A 19,652-nucleotide genomic window follows, 5' to 3' on the forward strand; every position below is an offset into this window, starting at 1 on the left:
TCCCTTTGAAACTTGCGTCAGCCTGCCCAGAGCCGCAAAGGCCGGGCAGGATTTAACCCATCAAATGTCGTAAGATCTCGTCGTCCGTGCTGACATTGTTCTTCACCCGAACCATGTAGCGGTCGCCTGACTTGCCGAATTCGCAATTATAGAGCTTGGAACCGTTGGCGCTGACCTCGACGCCGATATCGTCCTGCTTCAGATCCTGAAACGGAATGACATCGCCAGCCACCAGCCTGGAAATCGTCCGCAGCGTCAGCGTTTCGAGCTTGATGCGCGCCTCAAGCGTGACCTGCGATCTCTTCACCTGCTGCGAGATCATCTCCATCCATTCCTCCTGCTTCTTCAGCGCCTGGGCTGAAGCCTTGGGGGCGACGATGGAGGTCTTGAGCAGCGGCCGCTGCGGCACGATGAGAGAAAATTCCGAGGATACCTTGCCGATATCGATCTTCATGCGGATGGTCACGCCGTAAAGACCGGCGATCATCTCGTCGAAGGCGCTTTTTCCATTGGCATTGAACGGCGGATCGATCGTCGCCTCGAAGCCGCCCGGCGCATTGACACCGGAGCGCAGGACACCGGCGATACGGCCGAGAACCATCGCCGCGAGATCGAGCTCAATATGGGACAGGCCGCGTTCGTCCGGGTCGCCAATGCTCTCGGGTGCCGCACCGAGCATACGCTCCATCAAAGCGATGACGAAGCCATTGCCGACCGTCATCATGAAATTGGGGCACCAGTTGCGCAGCGAACAATCGGCAACCGAGACATTCTGCCCGACATTGGCGATGAGATCGGTCATCAGCCCCGCTTCGGACCCGATATATTCAACGTCGATCCCAATGCCGGTCTCGCTGTGAAAGATATCAGGCAGGAATTCGCTGTAGAGATGGCCGATATCGGAACCGATCCTGGCGATCGTCTTGCGGTCGGTGAGCCCTCCCGTGAGTTTCGCGAGCAGGGCCGTGTCGATGGTAGGGGCGGAGGCTTTTTGCGCTGCAGCTTTTGCCATGATCATGCCGCCTTGTTTTCGCCGCCGGGATTCATCATCTCCTGCTCGACGGCATCAATGGACGGCCGTTCATAGTTGGAGATGGTCTTGCGGCCATATTCGAGCGCGACCTGCGGCACCGAGCCGTTCATGTAGGCGATCAGCGTCTGCTTGACGATGATGTAGAGGCGGTGCTGCTTGGTGCGGACGATCTTGACCTGCGAAGCGAGCGGGTTGCAGATCGAATAGGACAGGATGATGCCGAGCATGGTGCCGACGAGTGCGGCGCCGATCAGGCCGCCGAGCACCTCAGGCGATTCGTTGATCTTGCCCATGGCCTTGATGACGCCGAGAACGGCCGCGACGATACCGATGGCGGGGAAGGAATCGCCCATGGTGGTGATCGCGTGGTAGGGCTTCAGCTTGTCATGCAGGATGGTCTCGATTTCCTCATCCATCAGCGCCTCGATTTCGTGGCTGCGGGCATTGCCGATGATGATGAGGCGGACATAATCACAGATGAACGAGGTCAGTTCCTTGTTCTTCAGAACCGACGGCGCGCTCTGGAAGATCGAGGATTCCTCGGGATTGTCGATATGGGCTTCGATCTCGTTGCGCGATTTCGTGCGCAGGTCGCGCATCAGCGAATACAGCACGCCGAGCACGTCGAGATAGTTGCGCTCCTTCGGAACCGAATGCTTGAAGGCCTCGCCGAGCGCCTTGCCCGAATCCTTCACGACCTTCATCGGGTTCGCCATGATGAAGCCGCCGAGGCCGGCGCCACCGATGATCATCAATTCGAACGGCTGAACCAGCACGTTGAGATGACCGCCCATCGCCATATAGCCGCCGATGATGCAGCCGAAGGTGATTATAAGTCCAATTACAATATTCATTGATCGACCACGCCCGAACAGTGTTCCATGGCGCCATGTCTAGAAAATGTGGCTTGCGTGAACCTGTCCGCAATGCCTCCTGCACCGACCTCGCCTCAGCCAGTTTCGCACAAGCAAGCCGCGACATTATGCCGACAAGGGCGGACGTGCGCCCAAAAATCGGGATCAAACGAGAGCGGCGGTTCAGTGACTTCCACCTATACCAGCTACAGACTGATCAGTCAGGATATCGGCAAGTCGCTCGAGCGGGTCTCGAAGCAGCCAGACGTGGCGCGCGAGACCGAATATTACCGTGAAAAGATCGGCAACGTGAAATCCATCGACGATTTCATGGCCGATACACGTCTTTACAATTACGCGCTGAAAGCCCACGGCCTGGAAGACATGGCCTATGCAAAAGCCTTCATCCGCAAGGTGCTGACGGAAGGGGCGAGCGACAAGAACGCCTTCGCCAACAAGCTCTCCGACAATCGTTATGCCGAGCTTGCAAAGTCGCTGGATTTCGCGGGCCTGGGTGCGGCGGCAACCGCCACCGACGCGGCCAAATCCGGTGTCATCGACAAATACACGCGCCAGACGCTGGAACAGGAAGCGGGCGATGACAATAACGGCGTCCGGCTCGCCCTCTATTTCGAGCGCAAGGCGCCGACAATCAAATCCGGCCTCGATTTTCTGGCCGACGACGCGCTTTCGGAGGTGTTCCGCACAACCTTCAACCTGCCTGACGCATTTGCTGCCGCTGATGTCGACAAGCAGGCCGCCCTCATCGAAAAGAGCATCAATATCAAGGATCTGCAGGATCCTGAAAAGGTCGGTAAGTTGCTCGAGCGTTTCACCATCATGTGGGAAATGCAAAATCCTTCGACGACCTACGATCCACTGGCCGTTTTCGGCTCCTCCAGCGGCTACGGCATTTCCCCCGACCTGCTGATTTCCATCAACTCCCTGAAACTCGGAGGCAAATGATATGCAATCCGGACTATACGTCGCCCTGTCCTCGCAGATCGCGCTGGAGCGCCGTCTCACCACCATTTCCGACAATATGGCGAATGTGAACACGGTCGGCTTCCGCGGCTCCGAGGTAAAATTCGACGAAATGGTCGCCAAGAACCATAACAGCATGAACGCCAAGGTGGCCTTCGTGTCGCAGGGCAACGACTATCTCTCCACCCGCCAGGGCGCTTTCGAGCAGACCGGCAATTCCTTCGATTTCGCCATCAAGGGCGACGCCTGGTTCGCGCTGGATACGCCGGATGGCCAGATCCTGACGCGCGACGGCCGTTTCACCATGCGCCCGGACGGCGCATTGATCTCGTCCAGCGGTTATCCTGTCCTCGACGCCGGCGGCGGCCCGATCAGGCTCAATCCGAATGGCGGCCCGATCACCGTCGGCCTCGACGGCGCCATCAGGCAGAACGACAATATCGCCGCCTCGCTCGGCATCTTCCAGGCGGATTTTTCTCAAGGGTTCCTGCGTCACCCCAATAGCGGCGTGAAGCCCGTGGCCCAGCCCGTTCCGGTCGTCAACAATCATGAGGTCGGCGTCGTTCAGGGTTATCTCGAACAGTCGAACGTCAACGGCATTTCCCAGATGACGCAGCTCATCCAGGTCAACCGCGCCTTTGAGAGCATTTCGTCGATGATGCGCGATACCGAATCGACCTTCGGCGAGGGCATCAAGACACTCGGCGGCGCACGTTGAGGAACTGACGGATGACAATGCCGGAATCCATGCTCTCAGGCTGGGCCATTTCACCGAAGCTCGCCCAGCTTGCCAGCCTTGCCGGGCACTATGCCGATCCGGAATTTTCGGTGGCGCATGGCGGCCATGTCCGCACCATCGCCGCCGGGCACTACACGGTGTCCGGCCTGTCGCGGCACGTCAGGCTCGGCGAATTCGTTGCCCATCGCAGCGCGACCGGCATTCATCTCGGCGAAGTCGTGCGCGTGGAGCCGGATATCTGCTATGTCTGCCCCATCGAGCCAGGCGAGCCGATCGGCATCCACGACACCGTCATCCGCAAGGGCGCCTTCCGCGTCTCGCCCGACGATAGCTGGTGCGGGCGCACCATCAATGCGCTTGGCGAGCCGATTGACGGCCAGGGGCCGCTTGCTTCCGGCATCGTGCGCCGTTCGATTTCCAACAATGCGCCGCCCTCGATGACCCGTAAAAGGGTGGAGACGCCGTTCAAGACGGGCGTCCGGGCTATCGATATCTTCTCGCCGCTTTGCCTCGGGCAGCGTCTCGGTATTTTCGCCGGTTCGGGGGTGGGCAAATCCACGCTGCTGTCGATGCTCGCCAAGGCCGATGCCTTCGACAAGGTGGTGATCGCACTTGTCGGCGAACGCGGCCGCGAAGTGCGTGAATTCATCGAAGACACGATGGGCGATAATATGAGCAAGTCCGTCGCCGTCGTCGCGACGAGCGACGAGAGCCCGATGCTGCGCAAGATGGCGCCGCTTTCCGCCGTAACGATCGCCGAACATTTTCGCGATCAGGGCGACAATGTTCTTCTCATCATCGACAGCGTGACGCGATTTGCCCATGCGATCCGCGAAGTGGCGGTCGCTTCGGGCGAACCGCCCGTCGCACGTGGTTATCCCGCCTCGGTCTTCACCGAACTGCCGCGGTTGCTGGAACGAGCAGGGCCGGGCGCGGAAGGCACCGGCACCATCACCGCCATCGTCTCAATCCTCGTGGATGGCGACAATCACAACGATCCGATTGCCGATTCGACCCGTGGTATTCTCGACGGCCATATCGTGCTGGACCGCAGCCTTGCCGAAGAGGGTCGTTATCCGCCGATCAATCCGCTCGCCTCGATCTCGCGTCTTGCCAAGAAGGCGTGGACGCCGGATCAGGAAAAGCTGGTCTCGCGCCTGAAGGCGTTGGTGCATCGCTTCGAGGAGACGCGAGATCTTCGCCTCATCGGCGGTTACCGCCCCGGAACCGACCCCGATCTCGACATGGCGGTGAAGCAGGTTCCGATCATCTATGAAACGCTGAAACAGCTGCCGGACGAACCGGCGGCACAGGATGCCTATGCCGATCTGGCAACCGCCTTGCGCGGTGGAGCGCAGAATGGCCAGCCCCAGGTCAATCCGAGAATGAGAGGCTGACCCCGTGAACAACAAGCGGAACGACAATAGCCAAGACGAAGACGTGCTGCCGAAGCCGATTTTCTTTACGCCCGACCGTATTCTCGCATGGACGGGCATCGGGCTTGCCGCGGCAGCAGCCTTTTTCCCCTGGTATGTCTTCTTCAACGAGGAGAAATTCGGCATGAAGGTGGCGGGCGGCGATCGCACCCGCGATCTGCCCCATACCGGCCCGCGGGAAGTCTTCAGCGTCTCACCCATGGCCATGACCAACCGCAACAAAGAAGATACCCCGCCACCGGCGGAGCTGCCCGACATGCTGACGACGGCGACCGTGAACGCTGGCGGCAAGGAAAAACAGAACAATCTGGCCGCCGGGGTCGAAGACCAGCCCTTCCCCGGCCAGACGTCCTTCCGTCTGCTGCATGTCTCCAATGGCCGCGCCCTGATCGAGGACGGTTCGGGCATGTATATGGTGCGTGTCGGCTCGACCCTGCCGGACAATGCATTGCTGACGAAGATCGAGCAACGCAACGGCGAATGGCTGATCGAGACGTCATCCGGAAAAACCTATCATCCGGAAAAATAGTCCGGCCGCCCTTGAGCGGAAGGCCGCGCTGCGCATCCCGGTGACAACAAGAACCCACAGCAAACCTCTCGGTGACCGTCGCAAAGACCTCTTCGCGGCGGCATTTTAGCGGCAACGCCGCTCCGAGCCGTGCCCAACGCAGCCGTCAGGGACGGCTCTTGGGTAAGTCGTTCGGTTTATTTCCTCTGGTTGCCGGCAAGAGCTGCTGTCACACCGAGGCCGATATAAACGAAACCGCTGACCCAGCGTTCGGCTTTCAGATAAACGGGGCTGCGCTTCAGCCAGCTGCCGGCCGTGCCGGCCACAAGCGCATAGGTCCCATCCGTCAAGACACCGATAACAGTGTAGAGAATGCCAAGGAAAGCGATCTGCATCGCCACATTGCCCCGGCCAACCTCGACGAACTGCGGCAGGAACGCCAGAAAGAACAGGGCTGTCTTCGGATTGAGGAGGTTGACGATGAAACCCTCGCGGAAGATACGCATGCGGCTGCGCGTCGGGAGGCCGCCCTCGATGCCGGGAATGTCCGACGAGCCGAAGAGCTTCTTGAGGCCAAGCCAGATCAGATAGGCCGCGCCGGCATATTTCACCACGCTGAAGGCAAGCGCAGATGAGGCGAGGAGCGCCGACAATCCCACGGCGGCAGCGACAACGTGAACAAGCGTCGCCGAATGGATGCCAAGGATCGATACGAGACCGGCGGAACGGCCCTGCTCTACCGAGCGCGCGAAAATGTAAAGAACCGCGGGGCCGGGTACGAGAAGCAGCACCAGCGTGGCACTGACAAACAGGCTGAGATTGGCTGCACTGGGAATTACCAGATCCATGATTGTCTTCCTCCGTTTCCAACTACTATAGCGATAAGATTGGGTTAGGTTCAAGCGACTGGAACCCGCGTCCGAAAGCCCCCCCGGCCGGGCAGTTGCAGGATCACATCCGGTCCGGCGTGACAGCAAATTTTCGCACGCGATCATTCAGGGCGAAGGCGCGTCGCAGCGGATGCCTGCCCTTTTATTCTCCGCAAGGCCCTCTTCCACGACGCTTCCCGTCATTGGCCAGCGCCTTCCGCCCTTTCCGCAAGTCTGACGCAAGATTAGCCCCGTAGGTTCGGGCCATACGAGATGGAGAAGTCTATGCAACCGATTCAACTGTTCGATCTGGCATCCCGCCAAGCGGAATGGCTGAGCGTGCGGCAGGAAGTCGTGGCGACCAACATCGCCAACGCCAACACACCCAAGTTCCATGCCAAGGACGTCAGCCCCTTCGAAGCGGTCATGCAGGCCACCAGCCAGCAGGTCGGCATGGCTAGGACCAATCCTGCCCACTTCGGTGAAAGCACCCTCAGCGACCATATCGCGGTGCGCGATAACCCGGTCAACAACGAGATCGGCATGCAGGAATCGGGCAATTCGGTCGGGCTTGCGGAAGAAATGACCAAGACCGGCGAGATCAAGCGGCAGTACGACCTGAACGCCAGTCTCGTCAAATCCTTCCATCGCATGATGCTGATGACGGTTAAGAGGTAAGCCATGGATCCCTTGAGTGCGGCAAGCAAGATAGCCGGCAGCGGCCTGGAGGTGCAGTCCACACGATTGCGCATCGTCTCCGAAAACATCGCCAACGCCCGATCGACCGGCGATACGCCCGGCGCCGATCCCTATCGTCGCAAGACCGTCACCTTTGGCTCCGAGCTGGACCGCGTCAGCGGCGTCGAGCGTGTGAAGGTGAAGAAGCTCGGTGTCGACCGCGGCGATTTCGTCCACGAATACGACCCCGGCAATCCGGCCGCCGATACCAATGGCATGGTCAAGATGCCGAACGTCAACGTCCTGATCGAAATGGCCGACATGCGCGAAGCAAACCGCAGCTATGACGCCAATCTTCAGGTCATCCGCCAGACACGCGACCTCGTCGCCTCCACAATCGACCTTCTGAAGGCATCGCAATGATCGACGGTATCAAGCAAGTCAGTTCCCTCTCGCTCACCCGCGGCGCAAGCGGCGTCTCCTCGCTGACGGAAAGCCTCTTCGGCGGCGAGCAGCAGACGACGCCCGCCCAGCAGACGGGTCAAAGCTTCGCCAGCGTTCTCGGCAACGTATCGATGGATGCGATGAACAATCTTAAGAAGGCGGAAGTTGCCTCCTTCGAAGGCATTCAGGGCAAGGCGAATACCCGCGAAGTGGTCGATGCCGTGCTTTCGGCCGAACAGTCGCTGCAAACCGCCATCGCGCTGCGCGACAAGATCGTGTCGGCCTATCTCGACATTACCAAGATGCAGATCTAGCCCAGCAGGAATATTGACATGAGAGCTCTTGCCATCGCTGCCACCGGTATGGACGCCCAGCAGACCAATCTGGAAGTCATCGCCAACAACATCGCCAACATCAACACCACCGGCTACAAGCGCGCGCGTGCGGAGTTCACCGATCTTCTCTACCAGACCGAGCGCATGCAGGGCGTGCCGAACCGCGCCAACCAGGCCATCGTGCCTGAGGGCGCCAATATCGGTCTCGGTGTGCAGACATCCGCCGTGCGCAACATCCACACCCAGGGCAACCTGATCGAAACCGGCAACAAGCTCGATGTCGCGATCATCGGTCAGGGCTGGTTCCAGATCGAGGCCGCCGACGGTTCGACGCTCTACAGCCGCGCCGGCGCGTTCAACAAGAATGCCGACGGCAATCTGGTGACCGTCGATGGCTACAATGTCATTCCGAACATCAATATCCCGACCGACGCGCAGGACATCACCATTACCCGCACGGGTCAGGTGACTGCGCGTATCGGCAACGCTGCGGATTTCACGCAGCTCGGCCAGTTGACCATCGCCAACTTCGCCAACGAAGCGGGTCTGAAGCCGCTCGGCGACAATCTCTTTGCACAGACGCCCGCCTCCGGCGCCGCCGTTGTCGGCGTGCCTGATGATCCGAGCTATGGCTACGTCAAACAATCCTACCTCGAAGGCTCGAACGTCGATGCCGTCAAGGAAATCACCGACCTCATCACGGCGCAGCGCGCCTATGAGATGAATTCCAAAGTCATCACCACCGCTGACGAAATGGCTTCGATTGTCAGCAAGAACCTGAAGTAAGAACGGAAAGGCAGGCGAACATGAGGTTTGGCCGGAACAATAGCAGCTGCAGAACGGCGTTCGTCCGTATGTGTCTCGCGTCTGCCTTTTCACTGGGCGCCCTGGCGCCCGCTCTTGCGCAGGCACCGATGGCGCTGGTTCCCGTGCGCACGATCTATCCGGGGGAGACGATTTCACCCGAGCAGGTGAAGCCGGTGGAAGTGACCAACCCCAATATTTCCGCTGGTTATGCAAGCGATATCAGCGAAGTGGAAGGCATGATCTCCAAGCAGACGCTGCTTCCCGGCCGCACGATCCCCATTGCGGCGCTGCGCGAACCGTCTCTGGTGGTGCGCGGTACAAGCGTCAAACTCGTTTTCCACATCGGCAACATGACGCTAATGGCTTCCGGAACGCCAATGAGCGACGGCTCGCTCGGCGAGGTCGTCAGGGTACGCAATATCGATTCCGGCGTGATGGTCAGCGGCACGGTCATGAAGGACGGAACCATTCAGGTGATGGCGAAATGAGAGTGCTTCGTATCATAGCCGCGGCTTTGGTCTGTTCGGCCCTGCCCTTCCTCTCGACGCCGCCCGCCCAGGCCGACACGTCCCGTATCAAGGATATCGCGTCCCTGCAGGCAGGACGCGACAACCAGCTGATCGGCTACGGTCTCGTCGTGGGACTGCAGGGCACGGGCGACAGCCTGCGCTCCTCGCCTTTCACCGAACAGTCCATGCGCGCGATGCTGCAGAACCTCGGCATCACCACGCAGGGCGGCCAGTCCAACGCCAAGAACATCGCCGCCGTGATGGTGACGGCCAATCTGCCGCCCTTCGCCAGCCCCGGCAGCCGCGTCGACGTCACCGTCAGCTCGCTTGGCGACGCCACCTCGCTTCGTGGCGGCAACCTCATCATGACTTCGCTTTCCGGTGCGGACGGGCAGATTTACGCCGTCGCGCAGGGGGCACTGATCGTCAACGGTTTCTCGGCCCAGGGCGATGCCGCGACACTGACGCAGGGCGTCACCACGTCGGCGCGCGTGCCGAACGGCGCGATCATCGAGCGGGAACTGCCATCGAAGTTCAAGGATTCAGTCAATCTGGTGCTTCAGCTGCGTAACCCGGATTTTTCAACGGCCGTGCGTGTGGCTGATGTCGTCAACGCTTTTGCCCGCGCCCGTTATGGCGACCCGATCGCCGAGCCGCGCGATTCGCAGGAAATTGCGGTGCAGAAACCCCGCGTCGCAGACCTCACCCGGCTGATGGCGGAAATCGAAAACCTGACGGTCGAGACGGATACGCCCGCCAAGGTCGTGATCAACGAGCGTACCGGCACGATTGTCATCGGTGCGGATGTGCGCATTTCCCGTGTCGCCGTCAGCTATGGAACGCTGACCGTGCAGGTAACGGAATCGCCGCAGGTCATCCAGCCCGAACCCTTCTCGCGCGGCCAGACGGCGGTGCAGCCGCAGACGGACATCATGGCCATGCGGGAAGGCAGCAAGGTCGCCATCGTCGAAGGCCCGGACCTTCGCACGCTGGTTGCCGGTCTCAACAGCATCGGGCTCAAGGCTGATGGTATCATCGCCATCCTGCAAGGCATCAAATCTGCCGGCGCCCTTCAGGCGGAGCTCGTGCTGCAATGATGGAACCTCAGACCAAAAATCCGATCTCGAATGGCCTCGTCCGCTTCGCGGCCGTCGCGTCGCTGCTGTTCCTGCTGCCTGTTGCCGGCGCCGAGAGCCAGCAGAACGTGGTATCGGAACTCAGCACGCAGGACGAAATCCAGAAATTCTGCACCAATATTGCCGATGCCGCCCGCGACCAGCGTTACCTCATGCAGAAGCAGGAGCTTGAAAAGCTTCAGGCCGACGTCAATGAGCGTATTTCCGTGCTGGAAAACCGCAAGGCGGAATATGAGGACTGGCTGGCACGCCGCGAGCATTTCCTCAATCAGGCCAAAAGCAACCTCGTCGACATCTACAAGACGATGAAGGCGGATGCCGCAGCTCCCCAGCTCGAAAAGATGCATGTGGAAATTGCGGCAGCCATCATCATGCAGCTGCCGCCGCGCCAGTCGGGGCTCATTCTCAGCGAGATGGATGCCCAGAAAGCCGCTCTCGTCGCCGGCATCATGTCGCAGGCAACGAACAAAAACACTTCGAAGGATCCTTCATGAGCACGCGTCGTCTTCCGGCCCTCCTCCTGCCGCTCGCTCTGCTGGCCGGCTGCCAGAACAACCAGACCCTGAAGGAAATCGGCAACGCCCCCGCGATGAGCCCGATCGGCAGCGGCCTGCAATTCAGCCAGACACCGCAGATGGGCATGTATCCCAAGCAGCCGAAGCATATGGCCAGCGGCTATTCGCTGTGGAGCGACAGCCAGGGGGCGCTGTTCAAGGACCTGCGCGCGCTGAACATCGGCGACATCCTGACCGTCAACATCCAGATCAACGACAAGGCCGATTTCGACAACGAAACCGAGCGCAACCGCACCAATGCCAGCGGCCTGAACTGGAAGGCCAAAGCCCAGATCCTGGGCTGGACGCCGGATGCGGATTCCAGCATCAAATACGGCTCCGACACCGACACCCAGGCCAAGGGCAAGACCAAGCGCTCCGAAAAGCTGACGCTGCTCGTGGCCGCCGTCGTGACCGGCATTCTGGAAAACGGCAACCTCATCATCAGCGGCTCGCAGGAAGTGCGTGTGAACCACGAGATCCGCATCCTCAACGTCGGCGGTATCGTCCGGCCGCAGGATGTCGATGCCCAGAACATGATCTCATACGAGCGCATCGCCGAAGCACGCATCTCCTATGGCGGTCGTGGCCGCCTCACGGAAGTGCAACAGCCCCCGGTCGGGCAGCAGGTCGTCGACCTGTTCTCGCCGCTCTGACGCACACGGGAACGGACTGACCCATGGAAAACGAACAGGCAGAGGGCAAGAAAAAATCCTCCCCTCTGGTCATGACCATCGCAGGCGTTGTGATCCTCACCCTGCTCGGTGCGGGCGGCGGCTGGCTCGTGGGTGGCATGATCGCCCCGAAGGTTGCTGCAACGGAGGCCCATGCCACCGCTGCGGCCGGCGGCCATGGCGAGAAGAAGGGCGAAGGCCTCGAGAAAATCTCGGCCGAAGCGAACGGCATCGTCCAGCTTGATCCCATCACCACCAATCTCGCCTACCCTTCGACCAATTGGGTGCGCCTGGAAGTGGCGCTGATGTTCAAGGGGCCGGTGGAAGTCGGGCTGGCGGAGGATATCCACCAGGATATCATGGCCTATGTCCGGACCGTTTCCCTTCAGCAGCTGGAAGGCCCACGCGGCTTTCAATATCTTAAGGATGACATTCAGGAACGAGTTGACCTGCGCTCTCAAGGGCGCGTATCCAAGGTCATGTTCCGGACCTTTGTCATCGAATGATTCGATTTCTTGTAACCATCGCCGTCCTCCTCGCTTTGCCGGGCCTTGCCAATGCCCAGCAATTTCCGTCCGATCTGTTCAACACGCAGATAGACGGCTCCGTCGCGGCATGGATCATCCGCACCTTTGGCCTGTTGACGGTTCTTTCCGTCGCGCCCGGCATCCTGATCATGGTCACGAGCTTTCCGCGCTTCGTGATCGCCTTTTCGATCCTCAGATCCGGCATGGGACTGGCCTCGACGCCGTCGAACATGATCCTGCTGTCGATGGCGATGTTCATGACCTTCTACGTCATGTCGCCCACCTTCGACAAAGCCTGGACCGATGGCGTGCAGCCGTTGCTGCAGAACCAGATCAACGAACAGCAGGCCGTACAGCGCATTGCCGAGCCCTTCCGCACCTTCATGAACGCCAATACGCGTGACAAGGACCTGAAGCTGTTCGTCGATATCGCCCGCGAGCGCGGACAGGAAGTGATGACCGACAATGTCGTCGACTATCGTGTGCTCGTTCCGGCCTTCATGCTGTCGGAAATCCGGCGCGGTTTCGAGATCGGTTTCCTCATCATCCTGCCGTTCCTGGTCATCGATCTGATCGTCGCCACCATCACCATGGCGATGGGCATGATGATGCTGCCGCCCACCTCGATTTCGCTACCGTTCAAGATCCTGTTTTTCGTGCTGATCGACGGATGGAACCTGCTTGTGGGCAGCCTCGTCAGATCGTTCAACTGACGGCCATTCATTCCCGCTGATACAGATTAACTTTGTTTTTTAACCTCGCGCGCCGAAAGCCGCGGGGTTTTCGCTTTTTGGTGCTTTGTTTACCATTTTCACTAGCAAACCGGTAACTATATTCATCAATAAAAAAGTCACCATTTAAATAAATCAAAAAGTAACCATAAGTATTTTCCAGTATTTCTTGATGCTCGAATTAATAATTGTGCAATTATTCGCTGCGAAATTCTTCCCACACGCAGCGGGTTTGGTTTCTGGAACTAAGCGTTTCTGAACCGAGTGGCATGAAGCCGAAACGTTGCGACCGGTAATATCCAACCCGGTATGTCCCCACTCCAGTATCTCGTAAAAACAAGGGACACATTTATTATGGCAAGCATTCTGACCAACAACAACGCAATGGCCGCTCTCTCGACCCTGCGTTCCATCGCTTCCGATCTGTCGACCACGCAGGACCGTATTTCTTCCGGTCTGAAGGTTGGCTCGGCTTCGGACAACGCTGCTTACTGGTCGATCGCGACCACCATGCGCTCCGACAACAAGGCTCTCGGCGCAGTATCCGACGCGCTGGGCATGGGCGCTGCCAAGGTGGATACCGCCTCTGCCGGTATGGACGCCGCCATCAAGGTCGTTACCGACATCAAGGCAAAGGTCGTAGCCGCCAAGGAACAGGGCGTAGACAAGGCCAAGGTTCAGGAAGAAGTTTCCCAGCTTCTCGACCAATTGAAGTCGATCGGCACGAGCGCATCCTTCAACGGCGAAAACTGGCTCGTTTCCAGCGCCAACGCTACCAAGACGGTCGTTTCCGGCTTTGTTCGTGACTCCGGCGGCACTGTCAGCGTCAAGACCACGGACTACGCACTCGATGCCAACTCCATGCTCTACACGGAAGGCACCCCGGGCACGATCGACGCAAACTCCGGTATCCTGAACGCTACCGGTGCAACGACCACTGTCGGCGCCAAGACCTACACCCAGATCTCCGTGCTCGACCTGAACGTCAGCTCCGACGATCTCGACAATGCTCTCTACTCTGTTGAAACCGCTCTGACGAAGATGACCAGCGCCGGCGCCAAGCTCGGTTCGCTGTCTGCACGTATCGACCTGCAGAGCAACTTCGCCGACAAGCTGTCCGACACCATCGAAAAGGGCGTTGGCCGTCTCGTCGATGCCGACATGAACGAAGAGTCCACCAAGCTGAAGGCTCTGCAGACGCAGCAGCAGCTGGCAATCCAGGCTCTGTCGATCGCCAACAGCGACTCGCAGAACATCCTGTCGCTCTTCCGCTAAGAGCTGAGCTTCTCATAGCCCTTCGGGGCTGGGGGACCCATTTCTTCCCACAAGCAATCGGGGGCTGACCGAACGCAGACCGGGATAGAAGGCATAAAGGTTCGAAAGGCTGAATCGGACTGAATGCATCAATGAGGCCGCATCCGGAAACGGGTGCGGCCTTATCTTTTTTTTAAACTTTTGGAGATACGCGCGCGTGCGCGCGAAGGTTGCATATTTAATTTTGACCACGCTGAATTTCTTTCTGCGCTTATCAATTCATTAACCAAACCCGCGTTACCTAATGCTCATCGAAACGGCGAGCTAACGTTAAAAATCAGCCAGTTAGCAGGCATGATGCTGTGCGCCGTTCCCGGTGAAACCGGAATGTCCCTTCTTTAATCAGCCATTCAAGGGGCACACTACTATGACGAGCATTATCACGAATGTCGCAGCAATGTCTGCGCTCCAGACCCTGCGCTCTATCGGCCAGAACATGGAATCCACTCAGGCACGCGTTTCCTCCGGCCTTCGCGTCGGCGATGCCTCTGACAACGCTGCTTACTGGTCGATCGCAACCACCATGCGCTCCGACAACATGGCACTTTCCTCCGTTTCCGACGCTCTCGGCCTCGGCGCCGCAAAGGTGGACACTGCTTCCGCCGGTATGAGCTCGGCAATTGACGTCGTCAAGGAAATCAAGGCAAAGCTGGTCACGGCAACTGAAGAAGGCGTCGACCGCACCAAGGTTCAGGAAGAAATCGGCCAGCTGCAGAAGCAGCTCGCATCGATCGCCCAGGGCGCTTCCTTCTACGGCGAAAACTGGCTCGTTGGCGCTTCGACGCTCGGCGCAACGACGCCTGGCACGGACCCGGACAAGTCTGTCGTTGCCGGCTTCGTTCGCTCCACCGGTGGCGCCGTTAGCGTCACGACCACGAAATACGCTCTCGACAACACCGCAACCGGCAACACACTGTTCGGCTCGGTCGACCCGGCGACAGGCGTTCCCGACACGACCGGCATTCTCGGCACGGTTGGAACGTTCACAACCGTTACCGCCCAGTCCGTCTACACGCTTGACATCACCCAGTATGCAGCTGCGGACCGCGCCACCAACATGGCAGAAGCCCTGACGCTGGTTGAAAACTCGCTCAAGGCAATGACCAGCGCGGCTGCAAAGCTCGGCTCGCTCTCCATGCGTATCGGCCTGCAGGAAGACTTCGCTTCCAAGCTGTCCGACTCCGTCGAAAAGGGTATCGGCCGCCTCGTGGACGCTGACATGAACGAAGAGTCCACCCGCCTCAAGGCTCTGCAGACCCAGCAGCAGCTCGGCGTTCAGGCTCTCTCGATTGCCAACAGCAACTCCGAAAGCATCCTGTCGCTCTTCCGTTAATCGGAAGCTTCAGCCGAAAACATCAACCGCGCCGAAAGGCGCGGTTTTTGTTTGTGCACTCGCCTGCGAAATTCACGCGATTTTTTGATTAAGAGTTCATTAACCAAATCACGGCTAAATCAGCGCATCGAAACGACTCGTTAACCAAGACGAAAAAGAGGTTAACAGGCATCACGCCGCTCAGTCGTTTCCGGCGATCCCGGAATGTCCCTTCCCATTTAGCCAGCTCAGAGGGGCAATTATGACAAGTATTATCACAAATGTCGCCGCCATGTCGGCGCTTCAGACGTTGCGCGCCATCAGCGGACAGCTTGAAGAAACCCAATCCAGAGTGTCTTCGGGTCTGCGGGTCAAGTCCGCATCCGATAACGCCGCCTACTGGTCGATCGCGACGACCATGCGTTCCGACAACATGGCTCTCTCCGCCGTTCAGGATGCGCTGGGGCTTGGCGCGGCCAAGGTTGACGTCGCTTATTCCGCGATGGAAAGCACCGTCGAAGTCGTCAAGGAAATCAAGTCGAAAATCGTCGCGGCAACCGAAGAGGGTGTCGACAAGACGAAAATCCAGGAAGAAATCGACCAGCTGAAAAAACAGCTCGAATCGATTGCACAGGGTGCATCTTTCAGTGGCGAAAACTGGCTGCTGGGCACCGGCGCAAAGACCGTCGTTTCCGGTTTTGTCCGCGATGGCGGCGGCACCGTCAGCGTTACGAAAACGGACTATACGCTTGTCGACACCACCGCCGGCACAACAACCGCCAATGTGCTTTTCGGCCTGACAGGCTCGCCCGCAACGCTTGACACAACAAAGGGCATCATCGGCCAGCCCGGCACGGCTTCCGGCATTTCCGTATGGGATATCGATCTCAAGCTGTTCAATTCTGCAACGCCGCCGGCCTACACCATCGGTAACCTGCTCACAGATGTCGAAACGGCATTTCAGTCGATCAGCAGCGCATCCGCAGCTCTCGGTTCGATCAAGATGCGCATCGGCCTGCAGGAAGACTTCGTCTCGAAACTCACCGACTCCATCGACAAGGGCATCGGCCGTCTCGTCGATGCGGACATGAACGAAGAATCCACCAAGCTCAAGGCTCTTCAGACACAGCAGCAGCTGGGCATCCAGTCGCTCTCCATCGCCAATACCAGTTCCGAAAATATCCTGTCGCTATTCCGCCAGTAAGCGGCGCCCGTTGGCTACGGGCGGTTTCGTCCCGCTCTGGCAGCAACAGAATATTCGGATATGGAGACCGCGCTTCGCAAGAGGCGCGGTTTTCCATTTAGCGAGGCTCGCGCAACGCGTGCGGACTGAAGTGATGGCGACGCTGCGGCGTGCGCGATTACCTAAGCATCTGTTTTATGGGATAAAATGGTGCTGCTAGAGAGATTTGAACTCTCGGCCTCTCCCTTACCAAGGGAGTGCTCTACCCCTGAGCTATAGCAGCATCCGGTGCCGAAGCGTCTGCTTCAGCATCAAGCGTGGCGGCCTATTGCCATAGGTTTTTGACGAGCGCAAGTCGCAAAACGATATTCTTCATCCAGTGGCGCAAAAAAGCGTGCCCCCTGTTGAAAAACGCATTTTTCAGATATTGCTGAATCTATGAACGAACATCATGACAAACAGGCGAAGGCGGCGGTTTCCGCCAACGTTTCGACGGAACCGTCGGCCGTAGCGGCAAACGGAAACACGCAGGCCGGCCCCGGTGAAAAGGCGCGCCAGCGCGAGGCGGAGCGCAAGGCGCGGGCGGCGAAGAAGCTTCGCGAAAATCTTCTGAAGCGCAAACAGCAGGTTCGTGCGCGCCGCGCAGGCGAAGAAGACGAGACGATTGGCCTGCCTGCCGCAAAAACGGACGAATCATCCTCATAGACAATTCACCAGCATAAAATTGAAACGCCGCGGAAATTCGTCTAAGGACACGCCTTTCCGAAGGCATGATAAGAAAGGCGGGCACAGGCCCGTAGGGACGCATGGATCGCATCAGAATTACGGGTGGCAACAAGCTCAACGGCATCATTCCCATCTCCGGCGCAAAAAACGCCGCCCTGCCGTTGATGATCGCATCACTTCTGACCAGCGACACGCTGACGCTCGAAAACGTGCCGCATCTGGCTGACGTAGAGCAGCTCATCCGCATTCTCGGCAATCATGGCGTCGATATTTCCGTCAATGGCCGCCGCGAAAGCCAGGGCGAGGCCTATTCCCGCACCGTGCATTTCACCTGCCGCACCATCGTCGATACGACGGCTCCCTATGAGCTGGTTTCGAAGATGCGCGCCAGCTTCTGGGTCATCGGCCCGCTTCTGGCGCGTGAGGGCCGCGCCCGCGTTTCCCTGCCCGGCGGCTGCGCCATCGGTACGCGCCCGGTCGACCTGTTCATCGAGGGCCTGCAGGCGCTGGGTGCGACGATGGAGATCGATGGCGGTTACATCAATGCCACCGCCCCCAAGGGTGGCCTGATCGGCGCTGTCTACACCTTCCCGAAAGTGTCCGTTGGCGCGACGCATGTGATGCTGATGGCCGCCAGCCTTGCCCGCGGCACCACCGTCATCCACAACGCTGCCCGCGAGCCGGAAGTGGTCGATCTCGCGCATTGCCTGATCGCCATGGGCGCGAAGATCGAAGGCGCCGGCACCTCCACCATCACCATTGAGGGCGTGACTTCGCTTTCCGGCGCGCGCCACCGGGTTCTTCCCGATCGTATCGAAACCGGCACCTATGCCATGGCAGTCGCCATGGCAGGCGGTGACGTGGTGCTGGAAGGCACGCGCGCATCGCTGCTCGATAATGCGCTCGACACGCTGCGGCTGGCAGGGGTCACGATCAGTGACACCGAGACCGGCCTGCGCGTCGTGCGCAACGGCAACGGCATTCAGCCGGTCGATATAGTCACCGAGCCCTTCCCCGGCTTCCCGACCGATCTGCAGGCGCAGTTCATGGCGCTGATGACCCGTTCGCAGGGCGTCTCGCATATCACCGAGACCATCTTCGAAAACCGCTTCATGCATGTGCAGGAACTGGCCCGTTTGGGCGCCAAGATTTCGCTCTCCGGCCAGATGGCCCGCATCGAAGGCGTTTCCCGCCTGAAGGGTGCACCGGTCATGGCGACCGATCTGCGCGCTTCCGTGTCGCTGGTCATTGCGGGCCTCGTGGCAGAAGGCGAGACCATGGTTTCGCGCGTCTATCACCTCGACCGCGGTTTCGAGCGCCTCGAAGAAAAGCTCACCCGCTGTGGTGCTCTGGTCGAACGCGTCAGCGATTGATAGTAAGCCTGTGGACTAATGGTTGAAAAACGCCACCCGGTTGTCAGCATAGTCGGATGGGGTTCATGATAATCGACGCGAGGCGGCGAAGGGAGAATTCTTCGTGAAACCATTTGCCGCCCTGCAAATCGAAAACGCGCCGCCAGACGCGCACGATGTCTCCATCCTGTCAATTACACAGGCGACGGCCGCGACATTCTCCGATCTTTTCATCAGCCTGACCTTTCTCTGCTTTGTCCACACAGGCTCAAAAAGAGTCATTTGCCCCGTCAATGGCGAGCTGGTGGCCAAAGAAGGGGATTTGCTGGTTTTTCCTCCGGGGTCTCTGGTAACTCTGGAGAACCGGCCATTGCTGCATGCACATTACCGGGCAGATGGTGTGTATTTCAGCCATGACCTGATCAATTCGGTCTTCACGGATCAACGGCATCAGCCGGGCATACAGATCATCCGGACACTCGCGAATACAGCGGATATTCTGGAACGTATTCACGATACCCTCCATGACAGCAGCCTTCCCCCGCCCATACGCAGGCACCGGCTGCGGGAGCCCCTGATCTGGCTGCAACATCAGGGAATCCATCTCTCGGCGAGGCCGGATGAACAACCTTCGAGCAAATTACGGCGCTTGATCGAAAGCGACCCGGGCCGTGACTGGCGCGTGTCGGATGTCGCCAGGAGCTTTGCGATGAGCGAGGCAACGTTTCGCCGCTCTCTTGCCAGATCAGGTCTGGGTTTCTCGCGGATCTTACAAAATACCCGGCTGGAGAAAGGTCTTGCCTTGCTGCAGAGCACTGACACTCCCATCTCGCAGATCGCGCTGGAATGTGGCTTCAAAACGCCATCGCATTTTTCTGATTCTTTCAAAAAACGATTCGGGATCAAACCGAAGGCGATAAGATCGGCCGGCGATTGATCGTTTTTCG

23 protein-coding genes and 1 tRNA gene are annotated in these 19,652 nt (G+C 59.0%); 20 read left to right on the plus strand and 4 right to left on the minus strand.

Features of this window, described 5'->3' with window-relative positions; translation table 11 throughout:
- Positions 1-52 precede the first annotated feature (52 nt).
- Positions 53-1,018, minus strand: coding sequence for a FliM/FliN family flagellar motor switch protein (locus O8B93_RS01140; protein WP_269708004.1), 966 nt, complete (start codon positions 1,016-1,018; stop codon positions 53-55).
- Entirely contained in the window at positions 1,015-1,887 is an 873-nt protein-coding gene (motA, locus tag O8B93_RS01145) for a flagellar motor stator protein MotA (RefSeq protein WP_006313025.1), read from the minus strand. Before motA ends, O8B93_RS01140 begins: the two co-directional genes overlap by 4 nt.
- Positions 1,888-2,073: 186 nt before the next feature.
- On the opposite strand from motA, the gene O8B93_RS01150 reads away from it, so the two are divergent.
- Genes O8B93_RS01150 through O8B93_RS01165 form a run of 4 tightly spaced genes read left to right on the plus strand, consistent with a single transcriptional unit; the run spans position 2,074 to position 5,575 of the window.
- Positions 2,074-2,853: a DUF1217 domain-containing protein gene (locus O8B93_RS01150; protein ID WP_269708005.1), complete on the plus strand. Its 780-nt coding sequence runs from the start codon at positions 2,074-2,076 to the stop codon at positions 2,851-2,853.
- A 1-nt stretch (position 2,854) separates the two neighbouring features.
- Positions 2,855-3,589 carry a flagellar basal-body rod protein FlgF gene (gene flgF / locus O8B93_RS01155; RefSeq protein WP_269708006.1) on the plus strand — a complete coding sequence of 245 codons (735 nt, stop codon included), beginning with the start codon at positions 2,855-2,857 and terminating at the stop codon, positions 3,587-3,589.
- Positions 3,590-3,600: 11 nt separating this feature from the next.
- Entirely contained in the window at positions 3,601-5,007 is a 1,407-nt protein-coding gene (gene fliI / locus O8B93_RS01160) for a flagellar protein export ATPase FliI (RefSeq protein WP_269708008.1), read from the plus strand.
- Between the two features lie 43 nt (positions 5,008-5,050).
- A complete protein-coding gene (locus O8B93_RS01165; protein WP_269708621.1) occupies positions 5,051-5,575 on the plus strand; it encodes a hypothetical protein in 525 nt (174 codons plus the stop codon).
- A 176-nt stretch (positions 5,576-5,751) separates the two neighbouring features.
- Here the strand turns inward: O8B93_RS01165 and O8B93_RS01170 are convergent, their stop codons facing one another.
- Positions 5,752-6,402 carry a LysE family translocator gene (locus O8B93_RS01170; protein WP_269708009.1) on the minus strand — a complete coding sequence of 217 codons (651 nt, stop codon included), beginning with the start codon at positions 6,400-6,402 and terminating at the stop codon, positions 5,752-5,754.
- Between the two features lie 306 nt (positions 6,403-6,708).
- Between O8B93_RS01170 and flgB the strand changes: the two genes are divergently transcribed.
- The 13 genes from flgB (at position 6,709) to O8B93_RS01235 (ending at position 16,648) form a co-directional block, all read left to right on the plus strand.
- Positions 6,709-7,101, plus strand: coding sequence for a flagellar basal body rod protein FlgB (flgB, locus tag O8B93_RS01175; protein WP_269708010.1), 393 nt, complete (start codon positions 6,709-6,711; stop codon positions 7,099-7,101).
- A 3-nt stretch (positions 7,102-7,104) separates the two neighbouring features.
- A complete protein-coding gene (flgC, locus tag O8B93_RS01180; RefSeq protein WP_269708011.1) occupies positions 7,105-7,524 on the plus strand; it encodes a flagellar basal body rod protein FlgC in 420 nt (139 codons plus the stop codon).
- Positions 7,521-7,859 carry a flagellar hook-basal body complex protein FliE gene (fliE, locus tag O8B93_RS01185; RefSeq protein ID WP_269708012.1) on the plus strand — a complete coding sequence of 113 codons (339 nt, stop codon included), beginning with the start codon at positions 7,521-7,523 and terminating at the stop codon, positions 7,857-7,859. Before flgC ends, fliE begins: the two co-directional genes overlap by 4 nt.
- Positions 7,860-7,877: 18 nt before the next feature.
- Positions 7,878-8,666 carry a flagellar basal-body rod protein FlgG gene (gene flgG, locus O8B93_RS01190; RefSeq protein WP_269708013.1) on the plus strand — a complete coding sequence of 263 codons (789 nt, stop codon included), beginning with the start codon at positions 7,878-7,880 and terminating at the stop codon, positions 8,664-8,666.
- A 20-nt stretch (positions 8,667-8,686) separates the two neighbouring features.
- The gene (gene flgA / locus O8B93_RS01195; RefSeq protein ID WP_269708014.1) at positions 8,687-9,175 is read left to right on the plus strand and encodes a flagellar basal body P-ring formation chaperone FlgA; all 489 of its coding nucleotides are present in this window, start codon (positions 8,687-8,689) and stop codon (positions 9,173-9,175) included.
- Complete coding sequence (locus O8B93_RS01200; protein WP_269708015.1) at positions 9,172-10,293, plus strand: flagellar basal body P-ring protein FlgI; 1,122 nt, start codon at positions 9,172-9,174, stop codon at positions 10,291-10,293. Before flgA ends, O8B93_RS01200 begins: the two co-directional genes overlap by 4 nt.
- On the plus strand, positions 10,290-10,826 hold the full coding sequence (locus tag O8B93_RS01205) for a MotE family protein (RefSeq protein ID WP_269708017.1): 537 nt from the start codon (positions 10,290-10,292) through the stop codon (positions 10,824-10,826). The genes O8B93_RS01200 and O8B93_RS01205 overlap by 4 nt, the downstream gene beginning before the upstream one ends.
- Entirely contained in the window at positions 10,823-11,542 is a 720-nt protein-coding gene (flgH, locus tag O8B93_RS01210) for a flagellar basal body L-ring protein FlgH (RefSeq protein ID WP_080826151.1), read from the plus strand. Before O8B93_RS01205 ends, flgH begins: the two co-directional genes overlap by 4 nt.
- A 23-nt stretch (positions 11,543-11,565) precedes the next feature.
- Positions 11,566-12,066, plus strand: a complete 501-nt coding sequence (locus tag O8B93_RS01215) for a flagellar basal body-associated FliL family protein (RefSeq protein WP_269708018.1) — start codon at positions 11,566-11,568, stop codon at positions 12,064-12,066.
- Positions 12,063-12,800, plus strand: a complete 738-nt coding sequence (gene fliP, locus O8B93_RS01220; protein WP_004439940.1) for a flagellar type III secretion system pore protein FliP — start codon at positions 12,063-12,065, stop codon at positions 12,798-12,800. Before O8B93_RS01215 ends, fliP begins: the two co-directional genes overlap by 4 nt.
- A gap of 372 nt (positions 12,801-13,172) precedes the next feature.
- Complete coding sequence (locus O8B93_RS01225) at positions 13,173-14,093, plus strand: flagellin N-terminal helical domain-containing protein (RefSeq protein ID WP_269708019.1); 921 nt, start codon at positions 13,173-13,175, stop codon at positions 14,091-14,093.
- A 406-nt stretch (positions 14,094-14,499) separates the two neighbouring features.
- Positions 14,500-15,465: a flagellin N-terminal helical domain-containing protein gene (locus O8B93_RS01230; protein ID WP_269708020.1), complete on the plus strand. Its 966-nt coding sequence runs from the start codon at positions 14,500-14,502 to the stop codon at positions 15,463-15,465.
- Between the two features lie 241 nt (positions 15,466-15,706).
- Positions 15,707-16,648, plus strand: a complete 942-nt coding sequence (locus O8B93_RS01235) for a flagellin N-terminal helical domain-containing protein (protein WP_269708021.1) — start codon at positions 15,707-15,709, stop codon at positions 16,646-16,648.
- A 187-nt stretch (positions 16,649-16,835) separates the two neighbouring features.
- Here O8B93_RS01235 and O8B93_RS01240 read toward each other — a convergent pair.
- Positions 16,836-16,910, minus strand: a tRNA-Thr gene (locus tag O8B93_RS01240).
- 155 nt (positions 16,911-17,065) lie between these two features.
- On the opposite strand from O8B93_RS01240, the gene O8B93_RS01245 reads away from it, so the two are divergent.
- From O8B93_RS01245 to O8B93_RS01255, 3 genes are all read left to right on the plus strand, one after another.
- Positions 17,066-17,332, plus strand: a complete 267-nt coding sequence (locus O8B93_RS01245) for a hypothetical protein (protein ID WP_269708022.1) — start codon at positions 17,066-17,068, stop codon at positions 17,330-17,332.
- Positions 17,333-17,433: 101 nt separating this feature from the next.
- A complete protein-coding gene (gene murA / locus O8B93_RS01250; RefSeq protein ID WP_269708024.1) occupies positions 17,434-18,726 on the plus strand; it encodes a UDP-N-acetylglucosamine 1-carboxyvinyltransferase in 1,293 nt (430 codons plus the stop codon).
- 103 nt (positions 18,727-18,829) lie between these two features.
- Positions 18,830-19,642: a helix-turn-helix transcriptional regulator gene (locus tag O8B93_RS01255; protein ID WP_269708025.1), complete on the plus strand. Its 813-nt coding sequence runs from the start codon at positions 18,830-18,832 to the stop codon at positions 19,640-19,642.
- Positions 19,643-19,652 lie beyond the last annotated feature (10 nt).

It is taken from the genome of Martinezella rhizogenes (assembly GCF_027460065.1).
GTDB classification, from domain to species: domain Bacteria; phylum Pseudomonadota; class Alphaproteobacteria; order Rhizobiales; family Rhizobiaceae; genus Agrobacterium; species Agrobacterium rhizogenes_C.